Consider the following 22,919-nt stretch of genomic DNA (forward strand, 5'->3'; position numbering starts at 1 on the left):
CACCCATTAGTGGGGACGACGCATCAATCGTTGGAACAAGTATTGCTTTGTTCACCCATTAGTGGGGACGACGCATCAATCGTTGGAACAAGTATTGCTTTGTTCGGTTGTGAGTTACAGCATGTGCTTGCGACGATTGAAGCGATTGAGATTGGAGAAGGACTGCCTCATCCTATGATTGAAGGGGTCTGGGGTAAAATATCGCCTATGGCAAACCAATCGTACCTGATTACGGATTTCTCCGAATCTACAATGTCCGAAGCTGTACGTTTTACGAAAATGGCTGGTCTCAAATACGTGTATCATCCCGATCCATTCATCAATTGGGGACATTTCACTCTGAAGCCAAAAAGCTTCCCGAATGGCGATGAGGGTTTAAAGTCTTCTGTGGCGATGGCAGAAGGTGAGGGTGTTCATGTCGGCGTGCATACACTATCCAACTTTACGACATTAAATGATTCCTATGTAACGCCAGTGCCGGATGAAAGGCTGCAAATGGCAGGCATGTCGCAATTAGTTGCAACGGTTGACTTAGAAGCAGATTGTATCGAGGTTGATGATCCCGCGCCGTTTCAACTACATTTGTTCCGGCATACAGCACAAATCGGAAGTGAACAAATCGAATATGATGGAGTTACAGAAAGCGCGCCGTGGAAGCTGACAGGCGTTAAGCGTGGAGCAAATGGAACAACCATCGCGACGCATGAAATCGGTACGATTATAGGTCGACTATGGGATCACCCTTACGATGTATTTTTCCCGAACATTGAGCTGCAGGACGAATATTGCGTTCGCATCAACGAGCTATTTATGAAAACGGGCTTGAAGCAAATATCATTTGATGGTTTGGAAGGCTGCTATGCAACAGGTCATGACGGGTATGGAGTGAATCGTTTTGTGAAAATGTGTTATGACGGCTGGGGAGAAGAAGTCATTAACGATGCTAGCATTGTCGTTCCAAACTATTTGTGGCATGTATTCACAAGGTTCAACTGGGGCGAGCCTTGGGGTGCTGCAACACGTGAAGGGCAGCTAGAATGGCGGCTTACCAACCAGCGGTATTTTGCCCGTAACTTCATTCCGTCAATGCTTGGATGGTTTCTTGTTCGTTCTGCTTCCGATCAGTTCGAAGCGACGTCACCTGATGAAATAGAGTGGGTATTATCGAAAGCGGCAGGTTTTAACGCTGGTTTTGCTTTAGTTGCCGATATGCAGGTGCTTGGGCGAAACGGTAACATTGAGTCGGTATTTACATCCGTGCGCGAGTGGGAGACAGCAAGACAAGCCGGCGCCTTCACATCCGAACAACGGGAACGGTTGAAGGACCCGAAAAGCGATTGGCATTTGGAAGCTTCAGGTGAAGGAAAGTGGAATTTATACCCTGTCCATATCTCAAAACCGCTCGTATGCAACCCGGCGGAGCTCCAGCCAGGCCAGCCAGGGGGAGCAGATTGGACGCATTTCAACCGRTATGCGGATCAACCGCTAAAATTTACGCTGCGTGTCATTCCTTCATATGGTAACGATGATGCTTCGATTAAACGTCCAACTTTTTATACGAATGGTGTTTATATGACGTTTGATACAGAAGTTTTCGTGAACCAATATCTCGTTTGTGAAGGTGACAGAATCGGTAAAGTTTATGATCAGAACTGGAATCTACTAAGAACCATTCATGCTTCCGCCGATGCGCCAATCGTAAGAAAAGGTGGACAGCCGCTATCATTCAGTTGTAAATTCGAAGGCGATCCGAAACCTCTAGTTAGCGTCAGAGTGACGACTTGGGGAGAACGGGAAGAAGTAGTAAATTAAGCGGCGGCCGTTTTCCTATACATAATAGGGGAACGGTCTTCTTTGGTGGAAGCAAGTTTGCAGGAAACCCACTCCCCCATTATGTAAGTCTACCAGTTAAGACCAATTCTGATTTCTGAGATGGTCCTCCCTTTTGTTACCTCTACTTTCTAGCCCTTTGTAATGATCATAGTTCCCATTGCTACATACTTGTAGTAGCCAGCTTGTCACGCCGCTGATTTCGAGATGAGATATAATGGACAACCTGGTATGTCACTTCAGCGAAGAGAATTCCTCCAAATACATCAATGAGTGCATGCTGCTTGGTGAAGACAGTGGAGATGATAATGAGCCACAACAAAATGTACATAAAGACTCTAACAGACAGTTTGACAATTAATTCACGTTTCAGAGTTATGAATAGCAAATAACTTGTTAAGCAGTGGACACTAGGAAAACAGTTAAAGGGTGCGTCAGACTCGTAAATAAAATTAACAAGCCTGCTCGCCAAGTCAGCGCCATCAACATCGGGCCGAGGGACAAGGGTAGCAAAAAACCAGAAAACAACATTGCATGCCATGACGGAAATATTATAGATCAATAGAGTACGCCAATAAATACGGCGATGTTTAACAGCTAGATACAAAAAGCTTAGATATAAAACAGGCATCCAGCTTATATAAGGGAAGATAAACCATTTTACAAAAGGAATTAACGTATCTATCCAAAAATAATCCAAAATAATGTCCGGTCCAATATTGCTGGCAATCCCCATAYAAATAAACCCCTGAAGAGGAATGGAAAGAATACCTAACAGGTGTTTCCATTTTTCAATCCACATTTTCATTTTAGTCCTCACTCGCTTCTCTTGAAGTTTTATTCATTCTAAACTTCATCAGATGCCAGAACAATACACAAATGTAATACATTATTGAATTCGTTTTTGGAAAAACATATTTTAACATATGTTATTCTGTATTCTGTAATGGACTAATGTTGCTCCAAAAGGTCGGAGGGATCATATATGACAATTTCTCAAAGTAAAAAAGAGTATTTGCGTCGCATTCATAAAGTGCAGGATTATATAGAAGAAAATGTATGTGACTCTCTTTCACTAGATGAGCTTGCTTCCATTGCCGGGTTTTCAAAGTATCACTTTCATAAAATTTTTAAAGGGATTGTAAATGAATCATTGCTGCAATACGTAAACCGAGTGAAGCTGGAGAAAGCATTGAATTTTCTCATTCATCGGCCAGATATGACAGTTACGGCTATCGCTTATCAATTTGGTTTTACGGATACTGCGATTTTTTCACGGGCGTTTAAAAACTATTATGGTGTAAGCCCGAGCTATTATAGAAATCAATATCGCAAGAATTGCAAAGACTTGATAAAAATATCTCCTTATCATGAAAGTATGCTGAAAATGACAAAAAAGGATGATGAAAATAAGGTAAAAGGAAAGGTAACCATTGAGACGATTGGCGACATGAATGTTGCCTATGTGAGGCATCTTGGCACCTATGAACAATTAAAGCTTGTTTTTGAATCACTCATGCACCAGCTGCTCGCTTATTTAAGCAAATGGAACCTCATCGATTCGAGCAGCATAAAAGTGTTGACGATCTATCATGATCATCCGGAAATTACAGAGGATCATCATAGAAGAACCAGCCTTTGTGTGACAATCCCAAGCAGTGCTGCCAAGGTCATCGAAAAAGGGGATAGCGATGTCGGAATCATGATTATTCCTTCCGGCAAATACGCTGTAGGTCATTTTGAAATATACCAAAATGAGTATAGTGAAGCTTGGGACTATTTATGCGGCGAATGGCTGCCCCAAAGCGGTTATCTTCCTCGTGACACCTCAAGTTTTGAAGTATATGTCAGCGAACCAGACCCAAACCCACAAACAAAACATGTCGTAGATATATATTTGCCGATAGGACCTCTTGCATAGTCAAATCTAGAATAAGGGGCGATGAGATGGAGCAGAAAAACATAACGATAAAAGGGGCACGAGTGCATAACCTCAAGAACGTAGACATTTCAATTCCAAAAAACAAGCTGGTGGCAGCAACTGGCGTCAGCGGATCAGGTAAATCCAGCCTTGTGTTTGATATTATTTTTGAGGAAGGACGCAAGCAATACTTGCAATCCTTAGGTATTGTTGCTGGGCTTGATAATGAAGACAAATTCGACAGTATAGAAGGTTTAAGCCCAGCCATAGCCGTGCAGCAAAATACGATACGTCAAAGCAACACGCGCTCAACCGTAGGCTCAAAGACCAATATTATGAATAGGGTGGCACTGCTCTATGCTGGAGAAGGGTCAATTCGTTGCTCCACCTGCGGAACAGCTGTGAATGACAACCTATTCTGCTTAGAATGCGGGAATAGCGAGGAGCGATTGTCGCCAAGTTATTTTTCCTACCTTTCTCCAAATGGAATGTGTATCAAGTGCTCTGGGCGAGGATCGTATTTTAAAGTTGACATGGAAAAACTTGTTTCAGATAGCCGTATGACTTTGGAGCAGGTTCTTGATGGAGTCGGCTTAACTCCTGGTTATTTGCGATTATTTCAAAGGAAGTTCCATTCCTATTTAGCTATTCCTTTCTTACAACTGCCAGAAGAAGTAAGGGGAGAAATCATCTATGGGCATTATGCAAACGGCAATTCTGAAAAACGCAGCGCCTGTTTAACGAACATATTTCATACTCGCCTTCATAGAGGAGAACCGTTAAATGGTGTGTATGCTAATATTGTATGTTCCGAGTGCCATGGATTTAGAGTGGGTGAAGAGGCAAGGGCAGTGCTGTTAAATGGCAAGCATATTGGTCAACTTGGGCGGATGACAATCTCAGAAGTGAATGAAGTGCTTGAAGATTTGTTCCAGCAAAACACATTCACAATGATGGGGAAAAACTTGCTGCAAGAAATATTGCTTAAAACGAATAACTTGATTAAAGCACGCCTCGGCCATCTTTCCCTTTACAGAGAAATGCCAACTTTGAGTGGAGGAGAAATACAGCGATTATTTCTGCATTCACATTTGGATGCAAAAATGGATTCGATGATCTATGTTCTCGACGAACCTACAGCAGGGCTGCATGAGTCTGAAAAATCGGATGTTTTAAAATTTATACGCGCACTCAAAGATCTGGGCAATACGGTGATTGTTGTAGAGCACCATAATAATGCAATTAAAATAGCAGAGCATATCATAGATATAGGACCCATGGCGGGTATTGAAGGTGGAGAGGTTATTTATGAGGGTGATTTAGAAGGATTGCTCGAGTGCAAAGAGTCTATCACTGGCCAATATCTTTCAGGCAAAATGACCATGCTGTCCAGAACTAAACATCCGTGTATTGAAACAGTACCTTGTCTAACCATTCGACATGCCAAAACGAACAACCTCAAGGATGTGACAGCAGCTATTCCTTTAGGTGTAATGGTCGGGATTGCAGGTATGTCGGGAAGCGGTAAAAGCTCGCTGATTTCAAATACGCTGCTCCCTCTCCTGAAAAACCATTTTCGTAATAAGCAGGACAGCAACGAAGAAACCGAAATGGGCAATGAGGTAGAAGCCATGATGACTCAAATGGCTGCGGATCGGTTGGAGGGCTTGGAGCATATTAGTGGCTACGCCGAAATATCACAGGCACCTATAGGCAGGAGCTCGAGCTCCAATCCTGCATCTTATATCGGCATTTGGGATAAAATTCGCAGCTTGTTTGCCAAACAGCCGGCAGCCGTGAAGCGGAATTTTATTTCAGCCCACTTCTCATTCAACTCGAAAGGYGCATGTTCGGAATGCTGCGGCAGTGGACATACGGCAATCTGGCTGGGCGGCAATTTGAAAATAGAAAAACCATGCACAGCATGCTATGGGAAAAGGTTTAACGATGACACGTTATCGATCGAATACAAAGGTAAAAATATTTTTGACATCTTAGAACTGAGCGTCTCGGAAGCGGTTGTTTTCTTTGAAGACAACAAGGTAATTATGACAGCTTTAAAAGTAATGGATCGAATGGGGCTCGGATACTTAAAACTGGGTCAGCCCACACCCTCATTAAGCGGCGGAGAAGCGCAAAGAATAAAACTCGCTAAAGAGATTGGCCGAAGACGGAAAGGGAATACCCTGTATATACTGGATGAGCCTACCACTGGTCTTAGTCTGTATGATACCGCAAAGCTCATCGAATTGTTAGACGAGCTTATAGCAAATGGGAATTCTGTAATCGTTATTGAGCATAACCCGGCTGTTCTCGCTTCCTGCGACTGGATGATAGAACTTGGACCAGGCGGCGGCCCAGAAGGAGGTTATATTATTGCAGAAGGTTCACCCGATGTGCTGAAAGGAAATCCACAGTCCTTAACCGGGAGGTATCTATAATGCAAAGAGATTACTGGCCAACAACAGAGTGGCGGACGAGGGAGCCAGCAGCTCTCGGCATGGACACAGAAAAGTTTTCCGAACTTAACCAACTAATAAAGACACAATATAGTAATCTAAATGGTATTGTTGTTGTGCATAAGGGTTATATCGCCTTTGAAAAATATGAAAACAGCTTTATCGCTAGTGATACCCATCATGTAGCTTCGGTTACAAAAAGCATCACATCTGCTCTCATCGGCATCGCTATAGACAAAGGATATATCAAAAGTGTAGACGAAAAGGTACTGGATTTCTTCCCGGAATATGTTTCCGTTGCYAGCGACATTCAGAAGCGGGCGGTAACGATCCGGCAGCTTCTCATGATGACGGCGCCGTTTCCTTTTACATGGAAACCAGGAGGGGGAGCGCAGGAGCCGCTGGACAGACTGCGGAGGCAAAAGGATTGGACCAAATATACGCTTGACCTACTGGGACAAAAAGGGCGAATGGGCGAGTTTCAGTATTGTACTGCGGGTGCACATCTGCTATCGGTTATTTTGACACGCACGACAGGTAAAAGCGCTCGTGAGTTTGCAAATGAGCAGTTGTTTGGGCCAATTGGGATGAAAATTATTGCTGAGCGCCAAATGAAATCGTTTGGTATCGAAGATCTATTTGGGAAAAACCTAAAAGGATGGATTCATGACCCTAACGGAATTTCGACAGGGGGTTGGGGGCTTTGTCTAACGCTCAGAGACATGGCGCGTTTTGGATTTCTATATTTAAATGACGGTATTTGGGAGGATAAACAGATTGTCTCCAAAACGTGGCATGATGAGTCGATCACAATGAATGCGAACAAATACGGTTATTTGTGGTGGCTGCATGAAGAGGATGGGAATTATGCATATATGGCAATGGGCGATGGAGGCAATGCTATTATTTGCATTCCGGCCAAAGATTTGATAGTATCCATAGCTTCCAAAATCGTCAACAAACCTCGTGATATATGGCCTCTGATTAAAAATTGCATCATTCCCTCTGTCGTAATCCGTTGAATATCCTCTATTTGCTATCGTCTAGTGTTTGCTAGTCTGATTGACACATGCCTATAATAATAGATGTAGCATTTGTGGCATTCCATAATCGCATTGAAGACGAGTTACCCTACGAGATAGCTAAATATAGCCTGCTTTACGAGATGATAGTAGGATAGGAGACAGGTGAGACGATGACAACGAATAATGAGACAACTAACGAGGAAGTAAATAATAAGGAAGCTGGGATGTCCGAGGAGAAATGGGCTGAGCTTATAAAGGCTGTTCACCATAATGGTCTTGCAGCTTTAAAAATGCATTTTAACGAGGTTGAAGCACAGGTATCAAATATTGTAGATTACGGCCCGGTTTTTGTATTTAACGTGAAGGATGAATCGGGCAGTGTATATTCGTGCGGATTTTTTCTGCGCGAGTTAATTGCTAGATTCCAATCGGATAATGATCCAGCAGTATGGTTGGCTTCTTTTTTCGTCGATCTTATGGAGACAGAAGGTGGCAAGCCTCTGCCTAAACCGGCTACGAATGAAGATGAGGCTAAAGAGATCATAGACAAAGTACTCGTACCGCAATGTATAAAAGCTGTAACAGAAGAGTTTGCTCCGGAACAGGTACATGCGGGACTGGCTTGGAAGGAAGACCACGGTCCGATTTTTGAAGTGGGTTTTCCAGCAATCATAGATGGAAATAACGTATGTGCTGTTTCTTTGCATCTATTGTTAACACATTTGCAGTTGAATCGTGATCCAGGAGAGCTGCTGATTCAAGGATTGTATGACATTCGGTATGAGCATGGCTTAGAATAAATAACGTAGATAAGATTTAACGCAGCCTGATTAGGCTGCGTTTTTTTTATATGATAAAATCGTTCTAAGAAAATAAAAAGTGTACAATTTAAGAGAATAAGAATAATAACTGGGTTGACTCTAATGATTCAAAAAATCATAACAAATTGGAGAAGAAAAAATGAATATAAATCTACATACTGAGGTTTGCCAACTGTTTAATATTCGTTATCCGCTTTTTTTAGCTGGAATGGCTGGCGGGTCATCGACTGCAAAATTAGTAGCAGCAGTATCGAATGCAGGTGGACTAGGAACGGTTGGCGCTGCATATATGGAGCCGGCTGCCATTCGCGAAACGATTAATGAAATCCGCAAGCTGACAGATAAGCCTTTTGCGGTTAATCTTTTTGCGACGCAAACTTCGGATGACAGTACTCGAATTGGAGAAGTTCAGCGAGAGTTAAACCTTATGCGGAATGTGCTTGGAATTTCTCATGCGAGTGTGGAACATGTGTCGACTCCCGATCGTTTTGACCAACAAATGGCTGTTTTGCTCGAAGAGAAGGTTCCTGTCATCAGCACAGCATTCGGTATTCTTCCGGAGCCTTTCTTGCGGCAAGCTAAAGAGGCTAATCTTCTTGTTGTTGCGATGGTAACTACGGTGAACGAAGCGCTTCTGGCGGAGCAAGCAGGCTGCGATGCAATAGTTGCCCAAGGCAGCGAAGCGGGCGGACATCGAGGAACGTTTGATATAACCGAGCATCAGCTTGGTGCAAATATTGGAACATTTGCTTTGGTACCGCAAATTGTAGATCGTGTGAGCATTCCAGTCATTGCTGCGGGCGGCATTATGGATGGACGAGGATTAGTAGCGTCACTTATTTTAGGAGCACAGGGCGTCCAGATGGGGACGCGATTTCTTACAGCGATTGAATCTGGTGCGCATGAGGTTTATAAGCAGGCTCTGCTGAAAAGTACAGAGGAGAGCACGGTTATTACGAAAGCTTTCTCGGGTCGACCAGCTAGAGGCATACGTAATACATTTATTAAGCATTGGGAAGAGAACGGGATCGAGCCCCTTCCTTTTCCTACTCAAAACACCGTGACTCGTGATATAAGAAACGCTGCAAGCAGCCAAAACAATTCAGAATATATGTCCCTATGGGCTGGTCAAGGAACGAGGATGCTTACTTCCGGCCAAACTGCGGAGGATATTGTTTCGGAGACGATTCGGCAAGCACTTTCCCTTTGTGAGACGGGCAAGTCGCGTTGAAAGAATAACTTATAAAGTGGCGAAGCCCCCTGCCCTATTGTTTCATGGTACGAACACTAAGGTTTCGAATATTATTTTAGCTGAAGGTTTAAAGCCAATGGGAAGACAATATGTTCATCTTTCGGAATCGCTTGATTTTGCAGCACTTGCAGAAAAAAGGCGAGGAGAACTAGTCATCCTGCATGTTAACACCGAGCTTGCATTATCTCTTGGCGTCAGCTTTTATTTGGCTAATAATGGCGTTTGGCTTTCTGATTTTATACCGCCTTCCTGTATCTTAATGAAGTAAGGGTTTTCATTTTTTTGTCCTTTTGTATCGTTTGTGGTTAATTCTGTGAAAATGTTAATGCTAAAGTCCCAATAAACTGTGATATAATTTTGCCCAGAAGATGAACGTTGGATTTTACACCAACTTAATTAACTGGGAGGTACGCATGATCAGAGATGCCAAGCGGATTAGAGGTCTTATCATCACCATGATATTGGGTTTGTTTCTGCTTTGTATCGGACCTATGTCGAGTGTCCACGCAGGGAATGCAGCTGCTGCGGAAGATTGGACGATTAAATTTAATGGGAAAATAGTGAAGATAACGGATCCGCTTTATGTGTCAGAAGGACGATTGTTTGTTCCGGTAGCCCGCATTGCTGATATGTTCGGTGCAAAGTCGAGCTGGGATAATGTGAACGAAGAAGTAACCATACATACAGAATTAAAAGATAAAGTCGTGCTGGGAAATGGAGTACCAGTCGTATATTTTAACGAAGCCCGTTATAAATTGGATGCGGTGCCATTTTTAAAGGACAATAGGCTGTATGCTCCTCTGCGCCAATTGTCAGAAATGCTGCATGCTAATGTGATATTGAATGCAGAATCAAACGTTATTGAGCTTATAAAAGTACAGCCTGCTGTAATAACAGAAGAGTATGGCTTGGATGAAATCAGCAAGGAGTTTGGCAGCACCAAATCAGAGCTGCTCAAATGGAATGGACTCGATAGCAAGGCGAAGATCAAGCCGGGAACAAAGCTCAAGGTCGTCATTCCTTCAAATGTTGATCAAATAGCAAAACCGTTCACGGAAGCGGATTATATGCTGCTAGCTAAGATTACGATGGTTGAAGCAGGCAATGAATCCTATGAAGGACAGCTTGGATTAGCGAATGTTATATTAAACAGAGTGAAGGATGAGCGGTTTCCGGATACGATACGCGACGTCATTTATTCAGGCAAGCAGTTTCCTCCAGCGCATAATGGACTCTTAGCTAAAAGTAAGCCAAACGCAAGCTCACTTCGTGCAGCGAAAGATGCGCTTAACGGCAAAAATAATGTGGAGAATGCCGTTTATTTCTTCAATCCCGATATTTCCAAAGGATCGTTTTGGTCCAGCTTAGATGTTATTGTGACAATTGATAATCATAGCTTTGCAAAATAGTTGTAAGCATGGAATAGGTGAAAAAACCTATCATGGGTCATACCCCAGTCAAGTAGACAATTGAAAAAAGTTATGCAGCCAGCGTGCACCGGTATTCAATCGGTGCACGTTGTTTTTGTTTGGCTTGAATCTCTGGTGCAGGTACAACTTGCTTCTCTGTTTTGAGATGCGAGAAGAATTGGAAGCATGGATTGGCATGGACGGAATGGGCGAATGTAAAAATGACAATTGTCACTGAGAAGGGCTATCATTTATAATGGAGTTTAATCGAGAATTGTTCTCAATGTAATGATGTGCAGCCGGACGGGGAGTGGAACGATTGAAATTAAATGATCACATATTAATATGGAATCATGCTTTTATACAGGTAATCGATGTTCGCCATTTTGCAATGGAGCGTGGGGAAGCACTGCGAGCTTATCGTTTGCCTGTCAGTGCATTTTTGTATACCATACGTGGAAGTGCCGAGGTATGGCTAGATGGGAACGCCTATGTTGCCAAACAATCGTTTATTTTTCATGGAGGGAAAGGAATGAATCTGACTATTCTGGCTATAGACGAGCTGGAATATTATATGATTTTGTACAAGCCGACACTAGCGTTGCCGAATCGCGAGGAATTTGTGAACAGAATAGGACAGGATAATCCCTTCCACTATCAATATGCTTTTGCTCCAAGCTATCCTTTAGCTTTATTTGATAAGCTAACACGGTTGGAGAAAGAGTGGAATCAAACTACTGCACTCGATAAGCTCCATGTGAAGTCGATTTTTTATCAGTTCGTCTATGAGCTGTTAAGGCAGCTGAATCATCAGGATGTTAAACCGGTAAGGCCGGACCTGGCTTCACTGGCAACTCATTACATACATGAGCATTACGCTGAGATGATAACATTAGAATCAATAGCCCAAGCGCTCGATTGCAGTGAGGGGCATTTATCCAGGCAGTTCAGGAACACGATGCAAAATAGTCCGATTCATTATTTGAGTCAAGTGCGGATGAATCAAGCTATACAACTGCTTATGCGAACGGAGGCAACATTACAGGAAGTGGCTGAACAGGTGGGATTTCCGGATGCTCACTCCCTTAGTCGCAGCTTCAAGAAATATATCGGAATATCTCCTGCCCGCTTTAGGAAAAAGCATGCTCATGATTGGAGAGATCAGGAATTGCCCTTATCGATGAATAGAATTGCCGTTTTGCTAAATAATAATTATCCTTATAATGATAATGAAAATCATTTTCAATATAGGACAGGGAGAGAGTTATTGATGCAAAGAAGAACGAAGATCGCGATCATGGCTTTGGTAATGTGTGTTTCATTATTGGTGAGTGCTTGCGGGAGTACAGCAAATACAAATGTAAATTTAGAAGTGCCAGCGAATAAGACTGCAGGAACAAATGCTGAACAGACTAATCAGCAAGCTGCGGCTACAGTGAAAACAAGAATAGTATCTACTCAGAAGGGTGATGTAGAGATACCGGCCGAGCCTAAACGAGTGGCATCCGATCAATATTTAGGTTATCTAGTGAAACTTGGTATAGTACCTATCGGGGTTAGAAGCTACATGCTTAACGAGGCATGGATCAGCAAATCAGGCATATCGAATGATTTGATTGCGGGCATTGAGGATCTAGGCGATTTTCCTATGAATCTGGAGAAATTAACCTATCTAGAGCCGGATTTAATTATAGGTTCAATTGAAGAAAATATTGAGCTTTATGAGAAAATCGGAACGACAGTTTTTTTGCCTTACTGGGAAGGCGAATCGACAGCGGGACCGTTGGATAAATTCCGTAGAATTAGTGAATTATTCGGTAAGGAACAGGCAGCAGAGCAATGGATAGCAGAATATGAGCAAAAAGTAGATGAAGCTAAAAATAAAATATCCGGAATCATCAAAGAAGGAGAGACCGTATCCATTGTACAAATTGGTTGGGATGGTTTGTATGTACTGGCTGCCGAAGGCGGTAATTATGGTAGTTCAACCATCTATCAAATGCTGCAGCTGCCGCCTACTGAACATGCACTCAATATGAAAAACGGATTTGAGAAAATTTCTCTTGAGGTGCTGCCAGAATATATGGGTGATCATGTGTTTCTGTATGGGGCAGAAGATGAAGGAGCAGAAAAAATCTTGGACAGCAATGTCTGGAAGGGCGTTCCTGCTGTTAAAAAAGGACAGGTTTACAATTATGGTTCTTCCGGTGAGAAAGAAGATGAGTTTGTAATGGAGGATCCCTATTCGCTGGAGCTGCAACTAGACAAGATTGTTAAAGTTCTATTAGCTGGGGAAAAATAGATTGCCGCTGAACCATTGCAAGTTGTAGAAACAAGGGGAACAAGTCCAATGGATTTGTTCCCCTTGTTGTTAAGAGGACGAAGACAGAGTAGCAGTAACGTTGTTGGATGACTGAAACCATTTGTGGTAATCTATAATAGATTTGCAGTAGAGCTGCCGTATGATATGATCGCAATGAAGCCTACTTTACAGGATGATAGTATGATAGGAGACAGGTGGAACTATGAACTTAAACAATGAGACAACTGGCTTGGAAGTAAATAGCGAGGAAAAAGAGATGTCCAAGGAGGAATGGGCGGAGCTTATAAAAGCTGTTTACGATAATGGCCTTGCAGCTTTAAGAATACATTATAACGATGTTGAGGCACAGGTTTCGAATTTCCATGATTATGGCCCAGTTTTTATATTTCATGTGAAGGATGAATCGGGTAGTCGATATTCCTGCGGTTTTTTTCTGCATGAGTTGCTTAACAGGTTCCAATCGGACAATGACCCTGCAGTATGGATGTCTTCATTTTTCGTTGAACTTATGGAGACGAAGGGTGGCAAGCCCCTCCCAAAACCAGCAACGAATGAAGCTGAGGCTAAAGCGATAATTGACAACATACTCGTTCCGGAATGTATAAAAGCAGTAACGGAAGAGTTTGCTTCGGAGCAGGTACATGCAGGTCTGGCTTGGAAGGAAGACCACGGTCCAGTCTTTGAAGCTGGATTTCCGGCGCTCACAGGTGGAAATAATGTATGCGCGATTTCTTTGCATTTTTTGTTGATTCATTTGCAGTTGAACCGTGATCCAGGAGATCTGTTGATTCAAGAAATGTACAACATTCGAAAAGAGCATGGCATAGCCTAACATTTACGAATCAAAATGTATTTAGCGCAACCCGATAAGGGTTGCGTTTTTTTATTCGAACGCAGCGAGCAACTTCAAATTTTAATAGTCGATATTTGCTTTTTTGCACATGCTAAGTATATCCAACTGTTATGCACCCGACTTGTTTCAATACTGTAAACTTTTGTGGGCTTAGTTGTTTGTGAAAACGAGGCTGTGATACGATCAAGGGTGAATGGAGATGAACGAATGGAGCTTACCAAAATATTGATCATAGAAGATGAAGAAGCAATAGCTGATTTGCTTGCATATGGCTTGCAGAAAGAGGGATTTCAGACCAAGCTTGCTCATAACGGCAAGGATGGCTTAAGAGAAATCGAAGAGTTCAAGCCTGATCTGCTGCTGCTTGATTGGATGCTTCCCGATCAGAGCGGACTAGATATTTGCAAGCAAATTATGGGGAAATACATGCTTCCGATCATCATGATTACGGCTAGGTCTGATATTTCCGACAAAGTTATCGGAATGGAGCTTGGCGCCGACGACTATATTACGAAACCATTTGATATGCGTGAAGTAATCGTCCGCATTCGTACATTACTGCGTAGAATCAATCCTATAACGGCTGTGAACGAAGAAGCAGCGCCAGCAATCATCAAGTTCAAAACGATAGAAATTAATGTACCCGAAAGAATGGTCAAAAAAGACAATGAGCTCATCGAGCTGACACCAAAAGAATTTGACCTATTGATGACTTTGACAAGCTCTAGAGGACGCGTATTTACTCGTTCAAATTTGCTTGATTTAGTATGGGGCTACAATTATTTTGGTGATACTCGTACCGTGGATATTCATATTCAGCGTTTGCGTAAAAAGCTTGATGCCAATGACATAATTACTACGGTATTTCGTGTCGGGTACAAATTCGAGAAGAATGTGGAATGAATATGGTACAGTCTATCAAGGTTAAGTTTTTAATCGGATTGTTAGTTATTTTTTTCAGCTCGTTATTGCTGCTGCATCATTTTGTCATGCAAATTATTGAATCAAGCAACGAAACCATCATTACGCAGGATTTGAATACGATGAAGAAAAACAGCAATGTTTATGTTAAACAGACGTTTATGATTAATCATTACAGTCATGATGAAATTTATTTCGAGCAAATGTCTAAAGAGTTGGTTGTTGATTTAAAAAACATTACGTCTAGCCAAGTGGCTGTTTATTCATTAAAGGGCAAGCAGCTTGCTGCATCGGACAGTGCTCCCTTCATGAGTCCTCTTGGAGACGATTTCAAGCATGCGCTCAAGGGAGAAACCGCTTATACCATCTCCCATCAAGAAAAAATATCTACGATCTATTTTTCATATCCGGTTGTCATTGACGGTGAAAAAATAGGTATTTTACAATTTTCCAAAGACGTATCGATGCTTTATGAGAACAGCAGGCAAATATTAGATGTCATTTTGTATGTCACGATCGCTATCTTTGCTATGGGCTTGCTGCTTTGTTATGCATTGTTCTGGAACATTACACTGCCCATCGTCAAGATGACCAAAGTTTCAACGGAAGTGATAAACGGTAATCTTAATGTCCATATCTCTTTAAACCGAAAGGACGAGCTGGGCAAGCTTGCTCATAACTTCAATCAAATGATTGAGAAAATTAGACTTCAAATTGGCAAAATAGAAAAGGACCGTGACCGCCTTAAAGAGTTAAACCAGCACCGCAAGCAATTTTACGACAATGTTACCCATGAGCTGAAAACACCTCTCACCTCTATCATGGGTTATGCGCAGATGATTAAAGACAACGGGCAAAATGATGAGGTTTTTTTCGAGAAAGGTATTGCGCATATAGCGGATGAAAGTGCTCGCCTCCACGAAATGGTTTTGCAGCTGTTGGAGTTGTCTAAGGAAACAGATTCTAAAGCATCCTATGAAATGGTTGATGCAGGGTTTATTTTGCTAAGCGTTTGTGAAGGTATGGCGTTCAAAGCACAAAAGTATAGCAAAAATATTGTTTGCGAATTAGAAGATCATCTCATCATTGAGGGCAGTCCAACTAAATTAAGACAGCTGTTTATCAACTTGATTGATAATGCGATTAAATACAGCGATGCTTCCTCTGAAATTATAGTGAAGGCAGGTCTGATCTCCGAGGTCATACAATTCACTTTTATAAATCAGGGAGATGTCATTGCACCAAAACATTTAGCCCGTATTTATGAACCTTTTTATAGAGAAAATGGTCGTCTTGTGAAAGAAGTCGGGAGCCGCGGATTGGGGCTTAGCATTTGCAAAGCCATTGTTGAAGAGCATCAAGGAACCATTCAAATCCAAAGCGAGGATAGAGAAACAAGCGTAATTGTTCACATCCCGCAATTTGATAACAAGCAGGTGACCTCGTGATTAGAAAATCAGTATTTGCTCTGCTTATCCTCGTTATCTTGTCGGGCTGCGCATCTACGAAATTTAATTCAAGAACCGTCGTTATACCAGATACGGAAGCGGCACCAGAATTGGCCCATTCGAACGGCGATTTTGAAGTAAGCAAAATCTATCGCATGTTTGAGGAAGAGGAGAGTGAAATCCAAATTCTCGGATGGACAGACAATGAGCAGATTCTAGGCATGCTCAAAAATATAGATTTTACTCAAACCTTGCAGCGCTTTGATTATAAGAATCAGACGATGAAAGAGGTTATGAATTTCAATCAATATTCAGAAGCAAGCATGGTGTCCCCAGATGGGCTTAATATCGCTGTTTACGGTTGGGATAATAACAAAAACAGAACCCTGAAGATCTACAGCCAGAGTGATGGCAAGGCAATTACTGTCGAAGAGATGCAGGACTCTTTGTCGGCTACGATAATCTGGTCTAACAACAGCCGGTATCTCTCTTTTTTCATATGGGATGATCAGAAAGTAGAAAAGCTGGCCGTTTACGACGTTACGACTAAAAAAATGAAGAAATATGATGTTCCATATGAAAGTGAGAAAAGCTGGTCGAGATATGCAAAAATTTCTGATAATGGAGAAACGGTATTGATCATCAGACAAATGTATGATGGACAATCGATTTTGTTCGGTAAAATAGACGGCACTGGAATTTCCAGTTTGTATAACCATCTGTTGAATCGTGATGGGACGGTAGACTTTCTCAATAATGATCAAATTTTGTTTGTCAGCGAGAACAATTTGCTGTTTGCATATGATCGCCGCAATAAAGCTACCACGATTTTAGGTGAGCAAGTGGGTAATTTCCGTTTAACAAGGGATCGCAAATATATTGCTTACTCGAAAGATTCGCTGAATATCTATATTGCCAAATTGCAAGGAAACAATCTTTTGAATGAACAGGAGGTGTTCAAAGGAATAAATCCGGGTCAAATGGAGTGGAGTCCATCGGGCAACAAGCTCTATTTGAGCGGCTGGAAATCATTTGACGCTCAAGTAAAAAGCCAATTGTCCGTACAGTTATCGATGAATTACATCATTGAGTTTAAATAAAACATGTTTCCAAACAGCCATCACTGCTTCCATCGGTGATGGCTGTTTTTTTGTGTTTCATAAGACGACGCATTTCAACATTTTTAGATACAACTTGTTTACAAATTGGAGAAGTGCTCGAAATGAGGATTATGTATAAATAAAGAAGTTGCTAAACATCTATTACTTAGGAGGACAACATGTACTCGTATACGAAAAAACGAAAACCGCGTATAGTCAGGCTTATTGTGTTTTTATTCACCCTAATTTTAATTAGTATAACTTTAATTGGCTTTGCCGCAAACAAAGAAGAAAAGTCGCAGGCTCTGTCAGCCCATCCGCCAATTGTTCCAACAAAGCAGCAATCCATGGATGGAAAACCAGATAGGATATACAAAGTTGTCATTGATGCAGGACATGGCGGCAAAGATCCCGGGGCGGAAGGAGCTAGCGGAAAAAGGGAAAAACATTTTACACTATCGCTATCACAGAAAGTGTACGAGCTGTTAAAGCAAGAAAACATGTTTGAGCCGCATCTAACCCGGAATGATGATACGTTTATTGATCTGGACGTACGTCCTGATATAGCGAATCAAATGGAAGCAGATGTGCTTCTATCCATTCATGCAAATACCTATAAGGACGAGAATGTTGGTGGAATTGAAACGTTTTATCGTTTTGATGAAAATATTGAATTAGCTCAGACCATGCATAATCAAGTTGTAAAGGCAATGGGCTTTCGGGATCGCGGAATACGGAATGAAGAGTTAAAGGTTCTTTCACTCAGCAAGGTGCCGGCGATTTTGCTCGAAGTAGGTTATTTGACAAATCCCGCTGAAGAGGCAGTATTGCTTGGAGAAGATGGGCAAGACCGTGCTGCGAAAGCTATTGTTGAAGGTTTGAAGCAATATTTTAAAAACAATTCAGAAGATGCAATCATACAATCCTAATAAGAATGTAATCCGTTTTATATAAAAGGTAATGAGACAATAAGCCACGTCCTCTGGACGTGGTTTATTGTTTTTCTATCATTTGTTTTCGGTATGCGCCAGGTGAGATGCCGTAATACCGCTGGAACACGCGATGGAAGTAAGTATAGCTGCCGAATCCGGTTTCTTCAGCAATGCGTTCGAGCGTAAGCGGACTTTTGCCCATTAATTCAAGCGCCATCGCTAGACGCACCTTCTGCGCATATTGCATGATGGACATGCCGAATTCAGCTTTGAACAGCTGAACCGAGCGGGATACGCTTAGTCCCGTATGTTTTGCAGCATCGGTTAAAGTAAACGGAATCGCCGCATGCTCCTCGATATAAAGCTTTATTTTATATGCCAGCAGCTTTGGACCGGAGTTGTAGGAGGTTGCTTCATCTATGGCTCTATCGAGCAAATAGCAAAGTGATTGCATCAGCGTACATAATAGTTCAGGATTCCCGCCGTCATGCCGTCTGCTTTCTAATATTAATTGCTGCCATAAAGCCGCTATTCTGCCGTTCTCACCTATTTTTGTTTTTTGAGGTCTTCGCTGAAGCTTCCACCATTCATCAAGCCAAGGACCGCTGCAGATCACATAATAGTCTCCGCTTGGCCCAAGCTCGCCAATTCTCAGATCATAAACTTCACCTGGGGCAAATAGAAGAAGGTCGCCAGGCTCGATGATATCGACCTGCCCTGCAATCAATGCTTGGCATAAGCCTTCAGTCTGCAATCGAATGATATAGGTTTCGAGGCCGGATTTATAGGTATGCCTAAAAGGCGTATTATGGTACATAAAGGCACAATAGTCGAGCTTTATTCCAGTTTCCTTCATGACTGTTTCTCCTCTTCCATAAGCAGATCGTTGATGTTTATCATTAGTTTGTTTCTACACATGCCTGTCTATTTCCTTCATAATGGACAGTATATACATGAAGGAGTTGTTATCGATGGCAGGAAACAAAAAGTTGTTCTCGTCGGAAATAAAGGAGAAAGTATTGTCCTTGGTTTCCCAAATGACATTAGAAGAAAAAATTGGCCAAATGTCGCAATTTGACTGGGGCTTTCATGCGATAAATCCGGATGCCGGCGGTGAGATCAATCTAATCATGAAGGATCTCATTGATAAAGGAATGTTAGGCTCGTTGTTTAATTTATCGGGCGTTGAACAAGCGAATACACTGCAAAAACAAACCATTGAAAAGTCACGCCTTGGCATACCGATGATCGTTGGTAGAGACGTTATTCACGGCTACCGTTCAGTATTCCCTATTCCACTCGCGCAATCGACAAGCTGGAACCCAGCTCTGATTAGAAGAACAGCAGCAGCAGCGTCTAAGGAAGCAGCTTCCGACGGTATTTCGTGGGTGTTTGCGCCAATGATCGATATTACGAGAGATCCTAGATGGGGAAGAATTGCCGAAACGATGGGAGAAGACCCTTATGTAGGCGAGATTATGGCAAAAGCGTGGGTTGAGGGCGCCGAGCTCGATGATGCTTCAAGCGAAAGCCTCTCTGTAGCAAGCTGTCCTAAACATTTTGCCGGATATGGATTTGCCGAAGCGGGCAGGGATTATAATACGGTAGACGTCTCGGACCGCGTGCTGCGTGAAGTTATTTTGCCTCCGTTTCGTAAAGCGGTTGAAGCAGGAGCGCTTAGCATTATGGCCTCCTTTAATGAATTGAATGGCATTCCTGCATGTGCCAACCGTTATTTGCTTACGACTATTTTACGGGAGGAATGGGGCTTTGAAGGCGTCATCGTTAGTGATTACAATGCTCTAGGCGAACTAATCACTCATGGTGTTGCCCGAGACGCAGAGGAAGCGTGTGAAATTGCGATTAAAGCGGGTACGGATATGGATATGCATTCAGGCATATTCTACAAATACTTGCCAAAGCTCGTTAAAGAGGGACGGGTTGCTGAGAGCCTGATCGACGCCGCTGTAGGCAGAATTTTAGCTGTAAAGATGAAGCTTGGATTGTTCGAGAATGCATACGTAAATCCAGAACGAAGCCAAAGCGTTATTTTGTCAGAGGAGCATGTGGCATTGGCGCGCGAGGCAGCAAGAGAGTCTATCGTTCTGCTTAAAAACGATAATCGTATACTGCCTCTTTCTAAGCAACTGAAAACACTGGCTGTTATTGGACCGTTGGCAGCGAACACGAAAGACCCGCTAGGCTGCTGGGCAGCCGACGGCAATGCGGATGATGTTGTTTCACTGCTTGATGGCATTAAAGCGAAAATATCGCCAGACACACAGCTGCTATATGCGGAAGGCTGCGGCATTGAAAGTGAAGACGAGAGCGGCTTTGAACAGGCGCTGGCAGCAGTTGCTGGGGCGGATGCTGCTATTATTGCAGTAGGCGAAAGTCTGACAATGAGCGGTGAAGGAAACTCTAGATCAGAACTGGACTTGCCTGGTAAGCAGCGTGAGCTCGTAGAAGCAGCAATACAGCTGGGCAAGCCGGTTATCGTTGTTTTGTTCAACGGCCGTCCGCTGACAACGGTTTGGCTGGATGACACGGCAACAGCAATAGTAGAAGCATGGCACCTAGGTATTCAAAGCGGCAATGCAATAGCTGATGTCTTGTTTGGAGACTATAATCCAAGCGGCAAGCTGACAGCAACATTCCCGCGGAGTGTAGGACAAATCCCGCTTTATTATTACCGGAAGAACACAGGACGTCCTCCAGGAGGCGTGTATTCTTCAAGATATATCGATGCTCCAGTGCAAGCATTATATCCGTTCGGGTACGGTCTGAGCTATACCGACTTTGAATATGACAATCTTGTCGTGAGCTCAGCTCGCATAAGCAGCTCGGATTCCGTATCTGTTTCTGTAAATGTTACGAATACAGGCAGCGTCACAGGTGAAGAAGTAGTGCAGCTGTACATTCGTGATGCAGCGGCAAGCGTAACACAGCCTCTCAAAAAACTAAAAGGTTTTGCCAAGGTGAGCTTAAGTGCCGGTGAGATGAAGACGGTGACATTCTCGGTAACCCCTTCGGAGCTTGCAATCATAGGAGCAGACGACCGTTTGTCGGTTGAGCCTGGCATTTTCCAGCTGATGGTTGGTCCTCATTCCGAGAAGGGATTGATCGTTGAAATCACAGTAGAATAAATGTGAGCAGGGGAAGCTGTTCCAGCAGTAGTAGTGAAYTCGCCGAAGTGATCGCTCGCTTTGAGCAGAGATATTATACAACATGAAAAAATAGCGGTGAAGGGCTGTCCCTTCACCGCTATTTTTTTATTTTGGTATATGTTTGCTTGCTTAAACCGATTAGGGGCAGGCGGAAGCAAGCGGAGCACTAGTCTTACCTTTTGTATGCTGCGAAGTTGCGATTCTGATGCAAGTGCCGCTATGCCTCAAACATCGCCAGACCTCCAGACCTCCAGACCTCCCAAGTCGACTCTCTAAGGAACTGTATCATGCTTATTATGCAGAAAACGATTGTTCTCAGATTTTAACGAACCTTATTGGCGCTATTATAAGGTTTACAGGGGTTTAAGAGCTGTTTTTCTCGAAATAACGACTCTGGCGTTCGTTACAATTTGATTTCACTATGAATGCTTCATATAAGCGCTGCTGGGTTCGTTAGTTGTAGTCTGACAAGTGTTGTTTTTTGAGCAGCTTTAAAAGCATGGATAACTATAATAAATAATGAATTTCCAATATTGTTCTCCTAAAAATGCAGTTCCATTCTAGCTTTTAAGCTTGTTTACTCGGAGGGAATAGGCCACAAACATCATAATTGACGGGACTAGTAAAATAGAAAAAAATACCAAACCTACTGCGGCGGCATTTTGAATAATGACATTCTGCCATACTTCAGCAGATAAATAAAGCAGTCCGATAATGCCAATCGTTAAAACCAACAAGATAAATGAAGCCATTTTGTACAAACTAAGTGTTCTTGAATATTTCTCAAACGTCGATGTTCGATCTGTGTATATGGGTTCTGTTCCTGGTTCCGCCGAAAAAACATGATGATCGCCTGTTGAGCATACATGGTTCCAACCACCAGCTTCGAATATTTCTCTATAATTGTTTAGTTCGTTCTCTTGTAATTGACGTATATCGAGGCAATAAATAAGTTTATGGCTGGGTCCATTGCGCAGTGTATAACCTAAAAAGGAGAATTTTTCTAAAAACCATCCTTGCTCGGATAGTTTGCTTAGCTTGTTCATCTCTTTGTGTTCTGCAAAAGCAAGCCCTGCTGATGCCATATAACGAGTCTTTTTATCCATTTCCATCATTAAATTTCTCCTTCGCAGATTGCAGTGCAACATTACCGTGCTGCGCCATTCTTAGTCTTCTCTCGATTTCACTAGCGATAATAGATCTTCCTTTTTCGGTGACGTGGTAGGTTTTCCGGCGCTCGTCTTCGTCTTCATTAAGCACAATAAAGTCGGTTTCTTGCAATTTCTTGATCAAGGTATAGAGAGTAGCTGGCCCAATCTTAATCTCACCGCTCGTCAGTTCTTCGATATACTTCATGATTGCGTACCCATGTTTTGGCGATAGTAGAGCAAGCAAAATGTAGTAGGCAGAATCAGTTAACTGATCCATTTGCAGCGAGTTATTTCTAGACAATAGATC

Annotated in this window: 20 protein-coding genes; 15 read left to right on the top strand and 5 right to left on the bottom strand. The window is 42.6% G+C overall.

Going from position 1 to position 22,919, the window contains the following annotated elements:
• A partial coding sequence (locus AB4Z17_RS20750; RefSeq protein WP_441961810.1) for a hypothetical protein occupies positions 1-1,812 on the top strand: 1,812 nt, incomplete at its 5' end.
• A gap of 181 nt (positions 1,813-1,993) precedes the next feature.
• Here the strand turns inward: AB4Z17_RS20750 and AB4Z17_RS20755 are convergent.
• Positions 1,994-2,638: a phosphatase PAP2 family protein gene (locus AB4Z17_RS20755; RefSeq protein WP_441961811.1), complete on the bottom strand. Its 645-nt coding sequence runs from the start codon at positions 2,636-2,638 to the stop codon at positions 1,994-1,996.
• 177 nt (positions 2,639-2,815) lie between these two features.
• On the opposite strand from AB4Z17_RS20755, the gene AB4Z17_RS20760 reads away from it, so the two are divergent.
• From AB4Z17_RS20760 to AB4Z17_RS20790, 7 genes are all read left to right on the top strand, one after another.
• The gene (locus tag AB4Z17_RS20760; RefSeq protein WP_441961813.1) at positions 2,816-3,751 is read left to right on the top strand and encodes an AraC family transcriptional regulator; all 936 of its coding nucleotides are present in this window, start codon (positions 2,816-2,818) and stop codon (positions 3,749-3,751) included.
• A gap of 26 nt (positions 3,752-3,777) precedes the next feature.
• A complete protein-coding gene (locus AB4Z17_RS20765) occupies positions 3,778-6,192 on the top strand; it encodes an excinuclease ABC subunit UvrA (protein ID WP_441961815.1) in 2,415 nt (804 codons plus the stop codon).
• A complete protein-coding gene (locus AB4Z17_RS20770) occupies positions 6,192-7,232 on the top strand; it encodes a serine hydrolase domain-containing protein (RefSeq protein WP_441961818.1) in 1,041 nt (346 codons plus the stop codon). The genes AB4Z17_RS20765 and AB4Z17_RS20770 overlap by 1 nt, the downstream gene beginning before the upstream one ends.
• A 173-nt stretch (positions 7,233-7,405) precedes the next feature.
• A complete protein-coding gene (locus AB4Z17_RS20775) occupies positions 7,406-8,035 on the top strand; it encodes a hypothetical protein (RefSeq protein WP_441961819.1) in 630 nt (209 codons plus the stop codon).
• Positions 8,036-8,195: 160 nt separating this feature from the next.
• Positions 8,196-9,287 carry an NAD(P)H-dependent flavin oxidoreductase gene (locus tag AB4Z17_RS20780; protein ID WP_441961821.1) on the top strand — a complete coding sequence of 364 codons (1,092 nt, stop codon included), beginning with the start codon at positions 8,196-8,198 and terminating at the stop codon, positions 9,285-9,287.
• A 16-nt stretch (positions 9,288-9,303) separates the two neighbouring features.
• Positions 9,304-9,576, top strand: coding sequence for an RNA 2'-phosphotransferase (locus tag AB4Z17_RS20785; RefSeq protein WP_441961822.1), 273 nt, complete (start codon positions 9,304-9,306; stop codon positions 9,574-9,576).
• Positions 9,577-9,721: 145 nt separating this feature from the next.
• Positions 9,722-10,717, top strand: a complete 996-nt coding sequence (locus tag AB4Z17_RS20790) for a cell wall hydrolase (protein ID WP_441961824.1) — start codon at positions 9,722-9,724, stop codon at positions 10,715-10,717.
• A 70-nt stretch (positions 10,718-10,787) separates the two neighbouring features.
• Here AB4Z17_RS20790 and AB4Z17_RS20795 read toward each other — a convergent pair whose 3' ends face one another.
• On the bottom strand, positions 10,788-10,952 hold the full coding sequence (locus AB4Z17_RS20795; RefSeq protein ID WP_441961826.1) for a hypothetical protein: 165 nt from the start codon (positions 10,950-10,952) through the stop codon (positions 10,788-10,790).
• A 75-nt stretch (positions 10,953-11,027) separates the two neighbouring features.
• Here AB4Z17_RS20795 and AB4Z17_RS20800 point away from each other — a divergent pair, with 75 nt between their 5' ends.
• The 6 genes from AB4Z17_RS20800 (at position 11,028) to AB4Z17_RS20825 (ending at position 18,291) form a co-directional block, all read left to right on the top strand.
• Positions 11,028-13,019, top strand: a complete 1,992-nt coding sequence (locus AB4Z17_RS20800) for a helix-turn-helix domain-containing protein (protein ID WP_441961828.1) — start codon at positions 11,028-11,030, stop codon at positions 13,017-13,019.
• A 223-nt stretch (positions 13,020-13,242) separates the two neighbouring features.
• The gene (locus AB4Z17_RS20805; protein WP_441961830.1) at positions 13,243-13,872 is read left to right on the top strand and encodes a hypothetical protein; all 630 of its coding nucleotides are present in this window, start codon (positions 13,243-13,245) and stop codon (positions 13,870-13,872) included.
• A gap of 228 nt (positions 13,873-14,100) precedes the next feature.
• Positions 14,101-14,796 carry a response regulator transcription factor gene (locus AB4Z17_RS20810; protein WP_076271513.1) on the top strand — a complete coding sequence of 232 codons (696 nt, stop codon included), beginning with the start codon at positions 14,101-14,103 and terminating at the stop codon, positions 14,794-14,796.
• Positions 14,793-16,262: an ATP-binding protein gene (locus AB4Z17_RS20815; protein WP_441961833.1), complete on the top strand. Its 1,470-nt coding sequence runs from the start codon at positions 14,793-14,795 to the stop codon at positions 16,260-16,262. The genes AB4Z17_RS20810 and AB4Z17_RS20815 overlap by 4 nt, the downstream gene beginning before the upstream one ends.
• Positions 16,259-17,362 (top strand): hypothetical protein, encoded by a 1,104-nt coding sequence (locus AB4Z17_RS20820; protein ID WP_441909373.1) that lies wholly within the window; start codon positions 16,259-16,261, stop codon positions 17,360-17,362. The genes AB4Z17_RS20815 and AB4Z17_RS20820 overlap by 4 nt, the downstream gene beginning before the upstream one ends.
• A gap of 179 nt (positions 17,363-17,541) precedes the next feature.
• The gene (locus AB4Z17_RS20825) at positions 17,542-18,291 is read left to right on the top strand and encodes an N-acetylmuramoyl-L-alanine amidase family protein (protein ID WP_441909375.1); all 750 of its coding nucleotides are present in this window, start codon (positions 17,542-17,544) and stop codon (positions 18,289-18,291) included.
• 64 nt (positions 18,292-18,355) lie between these two features.
• Here the strand turns inward: AB4Z17_RS20825 and AB4Z17_RS20830 are convergent, their stop codons facing one another.
• Complete coding sequence (locus tag AB4Z17_RS20830) at positions 18,356-19,150, bottom strand: helix-turn-helix domain-containing protein (RefSeq protein ID WP_441961835.1); 795 nt, start codon at positions 19,148-19,150, stop codon at positions 18,356-18,358.
• Positions 19,151-19,265: 115 nt separating this feature from the next.
• On the opposite strand from AB4Z17_RS20830, the gene AB4Z17_RS20835 reads away from it, so the two are divergent.
• Positions 19,266-21,440: a glycoside hydrolase family 3 N-terminal domain-containing protein gene (locus AB4Z17_RS20835; protein WP_441961837.1), complete on the top strand. Its 2,175-nt coding sequence runs from the start codon at positions 19,266-19,268 to the stop codon at positions 21,438-21,440.
• Between the two features lie 581 nt (positions 21,441-22,021).
• On the opposite strand, the gene AB4Z17_RS20840 is transcribed toward AB4Z17_RS20835, so the two are convergent.
• Entirely contained in the window at positions 22,022-22,576 is a 555-nt protein-coding gene (locus AB4Z17_RS20840) for a DUF2812 domain-containing protein (protein ID WP_441961839.1), read from the bottom strand.
• The gene (locus tag AB4Z17_RS20845; protein WP_441961840.1) at positions 22,560-22,889 is read right to left on the bottom strand and encodes a PadR family transcriptional regulator; all 330 of its coding nucleotides are present in this window, start codon (positions 22,887-22,889) and stop codon (positions 22,560-22,562) included. Before AB4Z17_RS20845 ends, AB4Z17_RS20840 begins: the two co-directional genes overlap by 17 nt.
• Positions 22,890-22,919 lie beyond the last annotated feature (30 nt).

Origin of the sequence: Paenibacillus sp. TAF43_2 (assembly GCF_052113545.1) — a bacterium.
GTDB lineage: Bacteria > Bacillota > Bacilli > Paenibacillales > Paenibacillaceae > Pristimantibacillus.